The 15457-nt window shown below is 69.7% G+C and carries 13 protein-coding genes; 8 read left to right on the forward strand and 5 right to left on the reverse strand.

The genetic code is table 11. The annotated features are described in order from the left end of the window. Positions 1-15: 15 nt before the first annotated feature. The 5 genes from accD (at position 16) to ABIE65_RS14295 (ending at position 6006) form a co-directional block, all read left to right on the forward strand. The gene (accD, locus tag ABIE65_RS14275; protein WP_354078546.1) at positions 16-969 is read left to right on the forward strand and encodes an acetyl-CoA carboxylase, carboxyltransferase subunit beta; all 954 of its coding nucleotides are present in this window, start codon (positions 16-18) and stop codon (positions 967-969) included. A 22-nt stretch (positions 970-991) separates the two neighbouring features. Beyond that, on the forward strand, positions 992-2275 hold the full coding sequence (locus ABIE65_RS14280; RefSeq protein ID WP_354078547.1) for a bifunctional folylpolyglutamate synthase/dihydrofolate synthase: 1284 nt from the start codon (positions 992-994) through the stop codon (positions 2273-2275). Positions 2276-2401: 126 nt separating this feature from the next. Next, positions 2402-4360, forward strand: a complete 1959-nt coding sequence (locus tag ABIE65_RS14285; RefSeq protein WP_354078549.1) for a methyl-accepting chemotaxis protein — start codon at positions 2402-2404, stop codon at positions 4358-4360. Between the two features lie 94 nt (positions 4361-4454). Next, positions 4455-5597, forward strand: a complete 1143-nt coding sequence (locus ABIE65_RS14290) for a zinc-binding dehydrogenase (protein ID WP_354078551.1) — start codon at positions 4455-4457, stop codon at positions 5595-5597. Between the two features lie 7 nt (positions 5598-5604). Next, entirely contained in the window at positions 5605-6006 is a 402-nt protein-coding gene (locus ABIE65_RS14295; protein ID WP_354078553.1) for a TfoX/Sxy family protein, read from the forward strand. Between the two features lie 66 nt (positions 6007-6072). Here the strand turns inward: ABIE65_RS14295 and ilvC are convergent, their stop codons facing one another. The 4 genes from ilvC to miaA form a co-directional block, all read right to left on the reverse strand. Next, positions 6073-7092: a ketol-acid reductoisomerase gene (ilvC, locus tag ABIE65_RS14300; protein WP_354078555.1), complete on the reverse strand. Its 1020-nt coding sequence runs from the start codon at positions 7090-7092 to the stop codon at positions 6073-6075. 1 nt (position 7093) lies between these two features. Then, positions 7094-7648 (reverse strand): acetolactate synthase small subunit, encoded by a 555-nt coding sequence (gene ilvN, locus ABIE65_RS14305; protein WP_354078557.1) that lies wholly within the window; start codon positions 7646-7648, stop codon positions 7094-7096. Positions 7649-7805: 157 nt separating this feature from the next. Continuing rightward, entirely contained in the window at positions 7806-9569 is a 1764-nt protein-coding gene (locus tag ABIE65_RS14310) for an acetolactate synthase 3 large subunit (protein WP_354078559.1), read from the reverse strand. 122 nt (positions 9570-9691) lie between these two features. Beyond that, positions 9692-10690: a tRNA (adenosine(37)-N6)-dimethylallyltransferase MiaA gene (gene miaA / locus ABIE65_RS14315; protein WP_354078561.1), complete on the reverse strand. Its 999-nt coding sequence runs from the start codon at positions 10688-10690 to the stop codon at positions 9692-9694. Here miaA and serB point away from each other — a divergent pair. Further along, positions 10689-11594 (forward strand): phosphoserine phosphatase SerB, encoded by a 906-nt coding sequence (gene serB / locus ABIE65_RS14320; RefSeq protein ID WP_354078563.1) that lies wholly within the window; start codon positions 10689-10691, stop codon positions 11592-11594. The genes miaA and serB overlap by 2 nt on opposite strands. On the opposite strand, the gene ABIE65_RS14325 is transcribed toward serB, so the two are convergent. Then, positions 11591-13060 carry a DegQ family serine endoprotease gene (locus tag ABIE65_RS14325; protein WP_354078565.1) on the reverse strand — a complete coding sequence of 490 codons (1470 nt, stop codon included), beginning with the start codon at positions 13058-13060 and terminating at the stop codon, positions 11591-11593. The two genes, serB and ABIE65_RS14325, sit on opposite strands and share 4 nt — an antisense overlap. A 296-nt stretch (positions 13061-13356) precedes the next feature. Between ABIE65_RS14325 and ABIE65_RS14330 the strand changes: the two genes are divergently transcribed. Together ABIE65_RS14330 and ABIE65_RS14335 are read left to right on the forward strand one after the other, a co-directional pair. Then, complete coding sequence (locus ABIE65_RS14330; RefSeq protein ID WP_354078566.1) at positions 13357-14784, forward strand: aldehyde dehydrogenase family protein; 1428 nt, start codon at positions 13357-13359, stop codon at positions 14782-14784. A gap of 117 nt (positions 14785-14901) precedes the next feature. Beyond that, complete coding sequence (locus ABIE65_RS14335) at positions 14902-15348, forward strand: MaoC family dehydratase (protein ID WP_354078567.1); 447 nt, start codon at positions 14902-14904, stop codon at positions 15346-15348. Positions 15349-15457 lie beyond the last annotated feature (109 nt).

Consider the following 15457-nt stretch of genomic DNA (forward strand, 5'->3'; position numbering starts at 1 on the left):
GATGAAGAAGACCGCATGAACTGGCTGACCAACTTCGTCCCGCCCAAGCTGCGCCAGCTCGTTGTCCGCGACACGCCGGAGAATCTCTGGCTGCAGTGCCCGAACTGCTCGCAGATGCTGTTCCATCGCGATCTGGAGAAGGCGCACAAGGTCTGCACCCACTGCGGCCACCACATGCGCCTCGGTGCCAAGGAGCGGCTGGCGCTGATGTTCGACGACGGCGCCTACACCCTCGCCGACCTGCCGCCCGTCCAGTCCGATCCGCTGCGCTTCCGCGACCAGAAGCGCTATGTCGACCGGATGAAGGACGCCCAGAGCAAGACCGGCCTGCAGGACGCGGTGCTGGTGGCGGAGGGCACGATCGGCGGCATGCCGGCCGTCGCCGCCGCCTTCGCCTTCGAGTTCATGGGCGGCTCGATGGGCATCGCCGTGGGCGACGCCATCCTGCGTGCGGCGCGGCTTGCGGTGGAGAAGCGCGCGGCCCTCATCGCCATCCCGGCGTCCGGCGGCGCGCGCATGCAGGAAGGCATCCTGTCGCTGATGCAGATGCCGCGCACCACGGTCGCCGTGGCCGAGGTGCGCGAGGCGGGGCTGCCCTACATCGTGGTGATGACCGATCCGACGACCGGCGGCGTCAGCGCCTCCTTCGCCATGCTCGGCGACATCGCGATCTCCGAGCCGGGGGCCGCGATCGGCTTCGCCGGCCAGCGGGTCATCCGCGAGACGATCCGCGAGACCCTGCCCGAAGGGTTCCAGCGCGCGGAGTATCTTTTCGCGCACGGCATGCTCGACATGGTCGTCCATCGCCATGAGATGCGCGAGACGCTCGGCCGCATCCTCGGCATGCTGATGCACCGTGTCGAGGCGGAAGACCCGATCGCCGACGAACTGTCGACAGTCCTGCCTGACGAGGACGTGCAGGCGCCATCGATTCCTGCGGGCGCCGACGCGGCGGCGAAGCAGGAGTGACGACCCGCGTGGAGGTGTAGGAATGAGCGCCAGCGGCGCCGTTCTGGCGCGGCTGACGCGCCTCCATCCCAAGCTGATCGACCTGTCGCTCGGCCGCATGGAGCGCCTGCTCGAACGGCTCGGCAACCCCGAGCGGCGCCTGCCGCCGGTGATCCACGTCGCCGGCACCAACGGCAAGGGCTCCGTCACCGCCTACCTCGCCGCCATCGCCGAGGCGGCCGGCCTCGCCGCCCACGTCTACACCTCGCCGCATCTGGTGCGCTTCAACGAGCGCATCCGCGTGGCCGGCCGCGAACTGTCCGACGACGCGCTGGTCGAGGTCCTGGAGGCCTGCGAACGGGCCAACGGCGACGACCCGATAACCTTCTTCGAGGTGACCACCGCCGCGGCCTTCCTCGCCTTCGCCCAGGCGCCCGCCGACCTCTGCATCCTGGAGGTCGGCCTCGGCGGCCGGCTCGACGCGACCAACGTGATCGCCCGGCCCGCCGTCACGGCGATCACGCCGGTCTCGATCGATCACGTCCAGTATCTCGGCGACACGCTCACCGCCATCGCCGGGGAGAAGGCCGGCATCCTCAAGCCGGGCGTGCCGGCCGTCGTCGGCCTGCAGCAGCCGGAGGCGCTCGCCGCCATCGAGCGCCGTGCGGCCGAGATCGGCGCACCTCTCCATCGCGCCAGCGTCGAATGGCACTGCACGCGGACCGCCGACGGCTTCGACTGGAAGGACGGCGCGACCAGCCTCTCCCTGCCCCGCCCTGCCCTCGCCGGCGAGCATCAGGTCGACAACGCCGCCCTGGCCGTCGCCTGCATCCGGCACCTCGCCGTCCCCCGGATCACAGAGGCCGCGCTGGCCCAAGGCATCCGCGACGCCCGCTGGCCGGCGCGCCTGCAGCGGCTGCGCACCGGTCCCCTGGTGGCGATGCTGCCGCCCGGCTGGGAACTATGGCTCGACGGCGGCCACAACCCCGCCGCCGGCGCGATGATCGCGCAGTACGCGGCCACCGCCTGGACCGACATGCCGACCCACGCCGTCGTCGGCATGCTCGACACCAAGGACGCCGGCGGCTTCCTCGCCCAGTTGGGCCGCGTCGCCACGACGGTGCGCGCCGTGCCGATTCCCGGCGTGGACGCAGCCCTGCCCCCCGCCGCGATCGTCGCGGCCGCCCGGGCCGTGAACGTCGAATCCCACGCCTGCGCCTCGGCCGAAGACGCCGTCGCAGCGATCACGGCCGATCGCGGCCCCTGCCGCATTCTCGTCTGCGGCTCCCTCTACCTCGCAGGCGCCGTACTCGAAGCCAACGGCTGAGCGGCGAAACCGCGCGAGCGGGACATTTTGGGATCGTCCTCCACTTCGCACCGCAGCAACCGTTAAGCGCGCCTTCAATCCCGGATGCGAGCATCCCGCCATTGTCACGCAAGTGCGGTAGCATCTATGAGACTGAAGTCCCTCGGCCTGCGCATTCAGATCGCGATTCTGGGCGGCGTCGGCGTCGTCGCCACGCTGGCACTGCTCTGCGTCTATCTGGTCAGCGACCTCGCGATGCAGAGCGCGGTCACCACCGCCGCCCAAGCCACCCAGCTGAACCGCCTCGTCGGCGCCGCCGAGACCGAGGCCCTGCAGATGCGCCGCCGCGAGAAGGACTTTCTGCTCCGCCGGTCGATGCAGTACGCGGCCGCCTATGAAGCCGCCGCAGCGCGCGCCGGCGAGGCGCTCGTGCAGGCGAAGGACGTGGCCCTCGCCGCCGCGATCGATGCCGACATCGCGGATGTGGTGGCCGGTCTGCAGGAACATGCCCGCACCTTCGCCCGGCTGGCGGAAGAGGCACAGCGCCTCGGCCTCGATGAGAAATCCGGCCTCCAGGGCGCGCTGCGCGCCGCGGTCCACACCGTGGAAAAGCGCTTCGGCGAGATCGGCAGCGACCCGATGCTCAACCGCATGCTGATGATGCGCCGGCACGAGAAGGATTTCATCCTGCGCGGCGAGCATCGCTATGTGGATCAGCTCGACGCGCGCAAGGCCGAACTGGATCAGCTGCTCGCCGCCTCGACCATGCCGACGGCGATGCGCGCGGAAGTCTCGGCGCTCCTGAACGACTATCAGACGCGCTTCCATGCCTTCGCCGAGACGTCCGAGGCGATGGTCGCCACCACCGCCGAGCTGAGCCGCATCTTCGAAGGGATCGAGCCGCAGCTGGAGCGGGCCGCCACCTTCGCCCGCAGCAGTTTCGACGAGGCGCGTGCCGAACTCGCCACCGTCCAGGACCGCGCACGCAGCACCCTGCTGGCGGTCGGCGCTTTCATCGTCGTGGCCGCGATCGCGCTCAGCGCAGTCATCGCCCGCGCCTTGACCACCGCCCTGCGCGGCATGACCGGCACCATGCAGAGGCTCGCGGCCGGTGACCTGGATGTCGCCATCCCCGGGGTGGAGCTGCGCAACGAGATCGGCACCATGGCGCAAGCGGTCGAGGTCTTCCGCGACAACGCAATCGAGCGGCGTCGTCTGCAAGCCGAGCAGGCCGCCGAACAGGCTGCCCGCCAGGCACGGGCGGAGCGGATCGAGACGCTGATCGCCGGCTTCGACGGCCGCGTCGAAAGCGCGCTCCGGATCGTCGGTTCCGCCGCCGTCGAACTGGAAGCCACGGCCGAGTCGATGGTGTCGCTCGCCCGAACCACCGACGAGCAGGCGAGCGCCGTCGCGACCGCGGCCACCGAGGCGTCGGCCAACGTCCAGACGGTCGCCGCCGCGACCGAGGAACTGCACGCGTCGATCGCCGAGATCGGCGGTCAGGTCAGCCAGTCCTCGAACGTCGCCGGGCAGGCCGTTCGCGACGCCGCGACCGCGAGCCGAACCGTCGGCAGCCTGGCGGAGGCAGCCCAGCAGATCGGCGAAGTCGTGAAGATGATCGCCGACATCGCCAGCCAGACCAATCTGCTCGCCCTCAATGCGACCATCGAGGCGGCCCGCGCGGGTGAGGCCGGCAAGGGCTTCGCCGTCGTCGCCTCGGAGGTCAAGGCGCTGGCGACCCAGACCGCCCGCGCCACCGAGCAGATCTCGACCCAGATCGGCGCCATGCAGACGGAGACCGACAGCACGGTCTCGGCGATCGCCGCCATTCAGAACACCATCGCCGAGGTCAATACCATCGCCGTCGCCATCGCCGGCGCGATCGAGGAACAGAGCGTCGCGACCAACGAGATCGCGCGAAACGTTCAGGAAGCGGCCTGCAGCACCGAACAGGTGACCGGCAGCATCGGCGAGGTCAGCGCGGCGGTGACCCACAATCAGGCGGCCGCCAGCCAGGTCCTCTCGGCGTCCGGCCAGCTCGCCCAGGAGGCCGATTCGCTGAAGCAGGTGGTCGACCAGTTCCTGACGGGCATCCGCGCCGCGTGATCGCGGGGTCGGCCGCGGACCCTCCTGGCGTCCCCGGCCCTGGCCTGCCATCCTCGCCCGCGACGCCGAGAACGACGAAGCAGGGAGCAGGCCAATGGCAAATGCGGATGCGATATCGAGTCTCGAACTCCGCTCGCTGGTGACGTCCACCGGGCGGCTCGAACTCTCGCTCCAACGGGTGACGGTCGCACCGCCTGCGCCGGCCGAAGTGGTCGTGCGGATCGAGGCGTCGCCGATCAATCCGTCCGACCTCGGCCTGCTCCTGGGATCGGCGGACATGGCGACCATCGCCGCCGGCGGCAGCCCGGATGCGCCGACGCTCACCGCGACGGTGCCCGCCGACCGTCTCGCCGGGCTCGCGCGGCGGCTGGACCAGTCGATGCCGGTCGGCAACGAGGGCGCCGGCGTGGTGGTCGCCGCCGGATCGGAGGCGCAGGCCCTGGTCGGCAAGACCGTCGCGATGTTCGGCGGCGCCATGTACACGCAGTACCGGAAGATCGCCGCCGCCGACTGCCTGGTGCTGCCGGACGGCACGTCGCCGGCCGACGGAGCGTCGTGCTTCGTCAATCCGCTGACGGCGCTCGGCATGGTCGAGACGATGCGCCGCGAAGGCCACACCGCCCTCGTCCACACCGCCGCCGCCTCGAATCTCGGACAGATGCTGGTGCGGATCTGCCTGGAAGACGGCATCGCCCTGGTCAACATCGTCCGCAGCGCCGAACAGGCGCAGCTGCTGCGCGACATCGGCGCGCGCTGGGTCTGCGACAGCACGGCGCCCACCTTCGCCGACGATCTGACGGACGCCCTCGCCGAGACGGGCGCCACCATCGGCTTCGACGCCATCGGCGGCGGCCGGCTCGCGGGCACCATCCTCAATTGCATGGAGGCGGCGTTGAGCCGCAACGCGACGGGGTACAGCCGCTACGGCTCGCCCATCCGCAAGCAGGTTTATGTCTATGGCAGCCTCGACACCGGTCCGGTCGAGATCGTGCGCAACGCCGGCATGGCGTGGAGCGTCGGCGGCTGGCTGCTGCCCTGGTTCCTGGAGAAGGTGGGCCCCGAGACCGGCGCACGCCTGCGGCGCAGGGTCGTCGATGGCCTGAAGACCACCTTCGCGAGCCGGTATTCCGCGGAGATATCGCTGGCCGAAGCGCTGCGGCCGGAGAACGTCGCCGCCTACGGTAAGCGGGCCACCGGTGCGAAATACCTGATCAACCCGAACAAGGGCCTGACCTGACACGCCGATGCCCGGCCTGCCGGACAGGGCGCCGACCTCGGCGCGGGAGTTGGCGCTGGAGATCGCCGACCGGATCCGCAGCCTCGGCCCGATCGGCGTCGCCCGCTTCTTCTCCGGCGCCGCGCTGAAGGTCGGCGGCCTGCAGTTCGCCTTCGTCTTCGGCGGTTCGCTCTATCTGCGCACGGACGAACGGAGCCGCCCGGCCTTCGAGGCGGCGGGCTCGGCGCCCTTCAGCTATCCGGGCAGGTCCAGGACCGTGACCGTCGCCGCCTACTACGAGGCGCCGGGCGAGGTGCTGGACGACGACGAGGAACTCGACCGATGGGCCGCCGAGGCCTACCGCGCCGCCCTGGCCGCGCACCGGGCGAAGCCGCCGAAGCGGCCGCGCGGGAAGCCGCCGGCACCATAGCGGGTCCCCAAAACGAAAATGCCCGGCACGAGGCCGGGCATTCGCGCGTCGGATCGTCGACCGATCTCAGTTCTTCGACTTGTCGACCAGCTTGTTGGCGCCGATCCACGGCATCATGCCGCGCAGGCGCTCGCCGACCTTCTCCAGGTCGTGCTCGGCGCCCATGCGGCGCATCGCCTTGAAGCCGGGCTGGCCGACCTGGTTCTCCAGCATCCATTCGCGGGCGAACTGGCCCGTCTGGATCTCGCGGAGGATGGTCTGCATCCGCGCCTTGGTGTCGGCGTCGACGACGCGCGGGCCGCGCGTGTAGTCGCCATACTCGGCCGTGTTGGAAACCGAGTACCGCATCGCCGCGAGGCCGCCCTCATAGATGAGGTCGACGATCAGCTTCACCTCGTGGACGCACTCGAAATACGCCATCTCCGGCGCGTAGCCCGCCTCGGTCAGCGTCTCGTAGCCCGCCTGGATCAGGGCGGAGAGGCCGCCGCACAGGACGGCCTGCTCGCCGAACAGGTCGGTCTCGCACTCTTCCTTGAAGGTCGTCTCGATGATCGCCGAGCGGCCGGCGCCGACGCCGCAGGCGTAGGACAGCGCCAGGTCCATGGCGTTGCCGGACGAGTCCTGCTGGACCGCGACCAGGCTCGGCACGCCGGCGCCGCGCGTGTACTCGGAGCGGACCAGATGGCCCGGGCCCTTCGGCGCGCACATGAACACGTCGATGTCCTTGCGCGGGTCGATCAGGTTGAAGTGGATCGACAGGCCGTGCGCCACCGCCAGCGCCGCGCCGGGGCGCAGATTGTCCTTCAGCTCGCTCTCGTAGAGCGCGGCGTGCCCCTCGTCCGGCGTCAGCATCATGACGACGTCGGCCCACTTGGCCGCCTCGGCCGGCGCCATGACCTTGAAGCCGGCGCCTTCGGCCTTCGTCGCACTGCCCGAGCCGGGGCGCAGACCGACGACGACTTCCTTGACGCCGCTGTCGCGCAGGTTGTTGGCGTGGGCGTGACCCTGGCTGCCGTAGCCGATGATGGCGACCTTCTTGTTCTTGATCAGGTTCAGGTCGGCATCGCGATCGTAGTAGACGCGCATCTCAATTCTTCCTTTCGGGGCAGGCGGTGGCGGGCACCGGCGGCGGCTTCAGACCTTCTTTTCCGCGCGAGATCGCGACGACACCCGTGCGGGCGACGTCGACCAGTCCGAGCGGTTCCATGAGCTTGATAAAGGCGTCGATCTTCTCCGTCGAGCCCGTCATTTCGAAGACGAAGGACTCGATGGTGCTGTCGACGACGCGGGCGCGGAAGACGTCGGCGATTCTGAGGCTCTCGACACGGCTTTCGCCGCGCCCGGAGACCTTCAGCAGGGCCAGCTCGCGCTCGACCCGCGGCCCCTCGTCGGTGAGATCCGCGACCGACCGGATCGGGACCAGGCGCGACAGCTGCGCCTTGATCTGCTCGATGATCATCCGCGTGCCGCTGGTGACGACGGTGATGCGCGACAGGTGGTCGTACGGGTTGACCTCGGCGACCGTCAGGCTCTCGATATTGTAGCCGCGGCCCGAGAACAGGCCGATCACGCGGGCGAGGACGCCGGGTTCGTTCTCCACGAGCACGGCGATTGTGTGTCGTTCGATGGGCTCTTGCAGCATCGGGAAGTGCCTCGCGGCGTGAGGTGTTCAGAGCGCGGGCGACCTGCCCGGGTTATTCCCGCCCGTCATCGTGCGGAGCGCAGCAACGAAGCGATCCAGGGCCGTTGCGCCGGACTGGATCGCGCCGTTTCCGGCCCGCGACGACGAGCGGAGGCGGTCAGACCAGGACCATGCCCTCTTCCGAGGTCGGCGTCGCGATGCGGTCTTCGAGGCTCAGCAGCATCTCGTTGTGGGCGGCGCCCGAGGGGATCATCGGGAAGCAGTTCTCGGTCTGGTCGACCCGCATGTCGACGACGACCGGCCTGTCCGTCTCGATCATCTCGCGGATGACGTCGTCCACCTGGGACGGATGATCGGCCCGCAGCCCGACCAGTCCGAAGGCCTCGGCCAGCTTGATGAAGTCGGGCAGCGACGCGGTATAGCTCTCGGAATAGCGGCTGCCGTGCTGCAGCTCCTGCCACTGCCGCACCATGCCCATCCACTGGTTGTTCAGGATGAAGACCTTAACCGGCAGCTTGTACTGCACCGCGGTCGACAGTTCCTGGATGTTCATCAGGATCGACGCCTCGCCGGCCACGTCGACGACCAGGGCGTCGGGATGCGCCACCTGCACGCCGATCGCCGCCGGCAGGCCGTAGCCCATGGTCCCGAGGCCGCCCGACGTCATCCACCGGTTCGGCTTCTCGAACTTCAGGAACTGGGCGGCCCACATCTGGTGCTGGCCCACCTCCGTCGTGATGTAGACCTGCTCGCGGTCCTTGGTCAGCGCGTGCAGGCGCTCCAGGGCGTATTGCGGCTTGATGATCGTGTCGCTCGGCTTGTAGCGCAGGCAGTCGCGGCCGCGCCATTCGTCGATCTGCTGCCACCAGGTCTTCAGCGCCTTCTGCTCGGCCACCGACCTGGTCTCCTTCCAGCGCGCCAGCATCGCCTCGACCACTGTCCCGGCGTCGCCGATGATGCCCAGGTCGACGCGGACGTTCTTGTTGATCGACGACGGATCGATGTCGACGTGGATCTTCCGGCTGTTCGGCGCGAAGGCGTCCAGCCGCCCCGTCACCCGGTCGTCGAAGCGCGCGCCGATGTTGATCAGCAGGTCGCAGTGGTGCATCGCGAGGTTCGCCTCGTACATGCCGTGCATGCCGAGCATGCCCACCGACTGCGGGTCGGACGCCGGGAACGCGCCGAGGCCCATCAGCGTCTGCGTGCAGGGGAAGCCGGTCGCGCGCACCAGCCGGGTCAGCGCCTCGGATGCTCGCGGCCCCGAATTGATGACGCCGCCGCCGACGTAGAAGATCGGCCGCTTCGCCTCGGCCATCATCTCGACGGCGCGCTCGATCGTGCCGTCGGACGGCTCGACCTGGGGGCGATAGCTGCGGTGCCGCACCTGGTCCGGACCGACATAGGTGCCGGTGTTGAACTGCACGTCCTTCGGGATGTCGATCACCACGGGGCCCGGACGGCCGCTGCGCGCCACGTAGAAGGCCTCGTGCATGATCCGGCCGACATCGTCCGCGCTTTTGATCAGATAGTTGTGCTTGGTGCACGGCCGGGTGATGCCGGTCGTGTCGGCCTCCTGGAAGGCATCGTTGCCGATCAGATGCGTCGGCACCTGCCCGGTGAGGCAGATGATCGGGATGCTGTCCATCAGCGCGTCCGTCAGCCCGGTGACGGCGTTCGTGGCGCCCGGCCCGGACGTCACCAGCACCACGCCCACCTTGCCGGTGGAGCGCGCATAGCCCTCGGCGGAATGCACCGCGCCCTGTTCGTGCCGGACGAGGAAATGGCGGAGCTGGTTCTGCTTGAAGATCTCGTCGTAGATCGGAAGTACCGCACCGCCCGGATAGCCGAATACCGCATCGACGCCCTGATCGAGCAGTGCTCGGATCACCATCTGCGCGCCGGTCATACGTTCTTCGGACATCATATGCTCCTCTTCGACTTCGCCCGGACATGGCGCCCCGGACGGGCTTCTGCCACCCGTCGCGAACCAATTTGCCGCCGCACCGCAGCGGACATGGTCCAGGGAGCGCGCAACCTAGTGACTCAGTTTTGCCCGGTCAACAGGAAACGACGAATAATCGCGAAGATTTCCGGTTCGAGACTTTCCGAAAATTGCGCGTCGAAACGCCGCGCCCCGGGCATTCGGTGCCGAAACCAGGTGAACTGCCGCTTGGCATAGCGCCGTGTCGCCCGCTGCGCCCGCTCGGTCGCCTCCGTCATGGAGAGGTCGTCCCTCAGCAGCCCGGCCAGTTCCGGCACGCCGACCGCCTTCATGGCCGGCAGCGCCGGGTCCAGGCCGCGCCGTAGCAGCGCCTCGACCTCGGTGAGCGCGCCGGCCGCGAGCATCGCCGCGAACCGCCTGTCGCATGCGGGGTACAGCGTCTCGCGCGGCGGCAGCAGCAGCAGCTCCAGGAAGCGGCGGCCCGGCTCGACCGTCCCGGGCATCGCCTGCCAGTCGGCCAGCGGCCGTCCGGTCGCCTCCAGAACTTCCCAGGCCCTGACGACGCGCTGCGGATCCGAGGGCCGCAACCGTTCCGCGCCGGCCGGGTCATGTTCCGCCAGACGCGCATGCAGCGCCGCACTGCCGATCGCGGCGAGCAGGGTCCGCGCCGCCGCCCGCACCGCGTCCGGCACCGGCGGCACCGGGGAGAGCCCGTGGCGCAGCGCATGCAGGTACAGTCCGGTGCCGCCGACCACCACCGGCAGCCGTCCGGCCGCGTGGCAGGCGGCGATCTCGTCGACCGCCAGGGCCCGCCAGTCGGCCGCCGAGCACGGCTCTGCCGGATCGCGGAAGCCGTAGAGCCTGTGCGGTGCCCGCGCCTGGTCCTCGGGCGACGGCTGCGCCGTCACGATCGGCAGGCCGGCATAGACCTGCATGCTGTCGGCGTTGATCACCGTCCCGTCGAACGTCTCCGCGACCCGCAGCGCCAGCGCCGACTTGCCGCTCGCGGTAGGACCGGCAATCACGAGCACCGGCAGTTCCGCGGCGGCTCCGTCGCGTCCGCTTGCGGCTTCGGCCGCGTCGCGGCTACAAGGCGGCATGACCCATGTCCTCGTTCTCGTCGCCGGGGCGGGCTCCGCGCTCGCCCCCGTCCAGGTCGCCGCAGCACGCGACGCCCTCGCCACCGTGGGCGTGTCCCCCGGGGAACCCGCCTGGCTGGCTGCGGACGAAGCCTGCGAAATTACCGTCGCCGGGGCGGCGGCCGACGCCGCCCTTCTCGCCGCCCTCGACGCCGTCCGCGCGGCGCTCGCCGGCGCACCCGTCGACGCCGCCGTCGTCCCGGTCGCCGGCCGGCGCAAGCGCCTGCTCGTCGCCGACATGGATTCCACCATCGTCGACAGCGAGACGCTCGACGAACTCGCGGCGGAAGCCGGCGTGAAGGAGCGCGTCGCACCGATCACCGCGCGCGCGATGAACGGCGAGATCGACTTCAAGGCGGCGCTGCGCGAGCGCGTCGCCCTGCTCGCAGACCTCCCCGCCGAGGCGCTGGACCGGACCTTCCTGAAGGTCAGGATGAACCCGGGCGCCGAGACGCTGGTGCGGACGATGCGCGCTCACGGCGCGCATGCCGTGCTCGTCTCCGGCGGCTTCCGCTTCTTCACGGCGCGTGTCGCCGCGATGGCCGGCTTCCATGCCGATCGCTCCAACGACTTCGAGATCGTCGACGGCCGCCTCACCGGCCGGGTCGTCGAGCCCATCCTCGACAAGGAGGCGAAGGTCGAGGCGCTGCTCGAGACGTCCGCCGCCCTCGGCATCGCCACCGACGATGCGGTGACGGTCGGCGACGGCGCCAACGACCTGCCCATGCTGCTGCGCGCGGGACTCGGCGTGGCGTGGCGGGCGAAGCCGTCGGTGGCGGCTGCGGCCCCCTTCCGCATCGACCACGCCGACCTGACCGCCCTGCTCTATCTCCAGGGTTACCGCCGCGACGAGTTCGCCGCCTAGTTCTTCGTGATTCCGACCGCGATGAAGCGCAGGTCGCCCTTACGGTCGACCAGCAGCAGGACCGAGCGCCGGCCGTCCTTGCGGCTCGCCTCCACCTTCTCGATCACCTGCGCGGGGTCTTCGACGGCGTCCTGATTCACCTCGACCAGGACGTCGCCCTCCTGCACGCCCTTCTCGTCGGCGGGGCCGCCGTCGTCGACCGCTGTGACCACGAGCCCCTCGACGTCCTCGTCGAGCGAGTACTGGCTCCGCAGGGCCGGCGTGATCACCGAGAGCGACAGGCCAAGGCCGGGGATCGCCTGCTTCTCAGCCTGCGGCGTCTCCTCTGAGACCGCGGCGGCCGCCGCCGCTTCCGTCTCCTTCAGTTCGCCCACGGTCAGCGGCAGGCTGATCTCCTTGCCCTTGCGCCAGACTTCGACGGTCGTCTCCTTGCCGATCCGGCTCTCGGCGACGATCCGCGGCAGGCGGCGCATCCGGTCGACGCGCTTGCCGTCGAAGCTCAGGATGACGTCGCCCGGCTGGACCCCCGCCTTCTCGGCCGGCCCGCCCGGCGTGATGCTGGCCACCAGTGCGCCGCGCTGCTCCTTCAGGCCCAGGCTGTCTGCGATCTCGTCGGTCACGGTCTGGATGCGCACGCCCAGCCAGCCGCGCTTCGTCTCGCCGAACTCGCGCAGCTGCTCGATGACCGGCCCCGCCAGCGACGACGGCACCGCGAAGCCGATGCCCACGCTGCCGCCGGACGGCGAGAAGATCGCGGTGGCGATGCCCACCACCCTGCCGTCCAGGCCGACCAGCGGCCCGCCGGAATTGCCGCGGTTGATCGAGGCGTCGGTCTGGATGAAGTCGTCGTAGGGCCCGGAATTGATGTCGCGCTGGCGGGCCGAGATGATGCCGGCGGTCACCGTGCCGCCCAGGCCGAACGGGTTGCCGATGGCGATCACCCAGTCGCCGACGCGCAGCGTGTCCGAGTCGCCCATCTCCAGGAAGGGCAGCGGCTTGTCGGACTTCACCTTCAGCAGGGCGAGGTCCGTCTTCGTGTCGCGGCCGATGATCTCGGCGTCGAACTGCCGGTCGTCGTGCATGCGCACGACGATTTCGTCCGCGTCCTTGATGACGTGGTGGTTGGTGACGATGTAGCCCTCGGGCCCGACAATGAAGCCCGACCCCAGGGACATGGCGCGCTTCGGCGCGATGTTCGGCCGCTGGCGGTCGAAGAAGTCCTTGAACAGTTCCTCCGGCGACCCGGGCGCCGGGGTCGGCATGTCCGGCCGGTCCTCGCGCTTCAGCGTCTGCGTGGTGGAGATGTTGACGACCGCCGGCACGACCTTTTCCGAGAGATCGGCGAAGCTTTCCGGTGCCGGCTTGGCGCCCGCGGGCGCCGCTACGGCCAGGAACAGCGCCGCCGCGGCGGCGGCGAGCGCCCGTCGCAGTGAATGCGCCGAACCATGCGCGGGGGTGCGATGCATGCCTGTTCCTCGATCAGAGCCGGGTGTGCGGGCGGTGCCGCAGCGCCGGACGACGACCGGCGGTGGCGCCACGATATCGTTAAATCGCGGCCGCGGGAAACGCCGCGAACGCGGTCCCGGCACCATCGATGGGACGGCCGCAGCAGACGGCTGGCGCAGACGGCCCGGCCCCGGATAAGCTCGCCGCGCATCCTGCTCCGTCCGCCAGCCGACCGGCCAGCAGGCGCCACATGGCACGCGGGGACACGACGCGCTATATTCCTGCAAACATATCGCAGTGCGAGGGAGAGAGCCGCATGCACGATCTCCAGTTCTACATCGACGGCGCCTGGGTCGACCCGATCGAGCCGAAGGTGCTCGACGTCATCGATCCGTCGACCGAGGAGGCCTACGCCCAGATCTCCCTCGGCTCGTCCAAGGACGTCGACCGCGCCGTCGCCGCCGCCCGCAGGGCCTTCCCGGCCTTCGCCGCTACCTCCGCGGCCGAGCGCCAGGCGCTGCTGCGCCGCATCCTGGAGGTGTTCGAGCGCCGCGCCGGCGAGTTCGCCGAGGCCATCTCGCGTGAGATGGGCGCGCCCGCGACCCTGGCCCGCAACGCCCAGGCCGCCGTCGGCCCGCAGCACCTGAAGACCCTGATCTCGGTCCTCGACCACTACAAGTTCGAGGAGATCCGCGGCAATACCCTGATCGCCAAGGAGCCGATCGGCGTGTGCGGCCTGATCACGCCGTGGAACTGGCCGGTCAATCAGGTCGTCCTGAAGGTCGCCCCCGCCCTCGCCGCCGGCTGCACCGTCGTCCTCAAGCCGTCCGAGATCGCGCCGTTCGACGCGATGCTGTTCGCCGAGGTCTGCCACGAGGCCGGCGTGCCGAAGGGCGTCTTCAACCTCGTCAACGGCGACGGCCCGACGGTCGGCGAGGCGATGTCCGCCCATCCCGACATCGACATGATGTCCTTCACCGGCTCGACCCGCGCCGGCATCGCCGTCGCCAAGGCCGCCGCCAACACCGTGAAGCGCGTCACCCAGGAGCTGGGCGGCAAGTCGGCCAACATCCTGCTGCCCGACGTCGACTTCCAGAAGGCGGTGTCCAAGGGCGTCATGGGCTGCTTCCTGAACAGCGGCCAGTCCTGCAACGCGCCGACGCGCATGTTCGTGCCGTTGGAGCGCATGGACGAGGTGAAGCAGTACGCCAAGTCGGCGGCCGAGGGCATGAAGGTCGGCGACCCGCGTTCCGAGGAGACCCAGCTCGGCCCGGTCGTCAGCCAGATCCAGTACGACAAGATCCAGGACCTGATCCAGGCCGGCATCGACGAAGGCGCCGAACTGGTCACCGGCGGCCCCGGCCGTCCCGAGGGCCTGAACCGCGGCTACTATGTCCGCCCGACGGTCTTCGCCAACGTGAAGCCGCAGATGCGGATCGCGCGCGAGGAGATCTTCGGCCCGGTCATCGCGATCCTCGGCTACGAGAGCGAGGAGCAGGCCATCGAGCTCGCCAACGACACGGTCTACGGCCTCGCCGCCTACGTGCAGTCGGGCAGCATCGACCATGCCCGCAAGGTCGCGGCCCGGATGCGTGCCGGCAACGTGCACATCAACTACCCGGCCGGCGACCCCGCCTCGCCCTTCGGCGGCTACAAGCAGTCCGGCAACGGCCGCGAACGCGGCGAGTTCGGCCTGGAGGAGTTCCTCGAGGTGAAGGCGGTCCTCGGCTACGGCGCCGCCTGACCGTTTCGACGTCCCCGGAACGCCCCGCCGGCATCGTCGGCGGGGCGTTTTCTTTGGCGCGGCTGTCCGTACAATGCGCGCCATCGAAACCCCGCCATTACGAAAAGGGAGAGCCCCATGCTCGTCATCGAGCCCAAGGATCTGAAGGACTATGTCGGCAAGGAGCTCGGCGTCAGCGACTGGGTCACCGTCTCGCAGGAGCGCATAAACAAGTTCGCCGAGGCGACCGGCGACTTCCAGTGGATCCACGTCGACGTGGAACGCGCCAAGCGCGAACTGCCGACGAAGAACACCATCGCGCACGGCTACCTGACCCTGTCGCTGATCGCCGGCCTGACGACGCACGAGATCAAGCGCTCGCGCGGCATCAACTACGGCTCGAACAAGGTCCGTTTCACCAACATGGTCCCCGCCGGCTCGCGCGTACGCCTGCGCCAGACGCTGAAGTCGGTCGAGGAGACGAAGGACGGCGGCTACCGCATGACGACGGACAGCGTCATCGAGATCGAAGGCCAGGACCGCCCCGCCCTGATCGCCGAGACCATGGGCATCGCCTATCCGTGATCCGCTACCGCGTTTCGCCGTCATTGCGAGGCGCGCAGCCACCTCCACCGTCATTGCGAGGAGCGTAGCGACGAAGCAACCCAGGGCCACAGCCCGAGCGCCTCCCCTG

The organism is Constrictibacter sp. MBR-5 (genome assembly GCF_040549485.1).
Lineage (GTDB): Bacteria > Pseudomonadota > Alphaproteobacteria > JAJUGE01 > JAJUGE01 > Constrictibacter.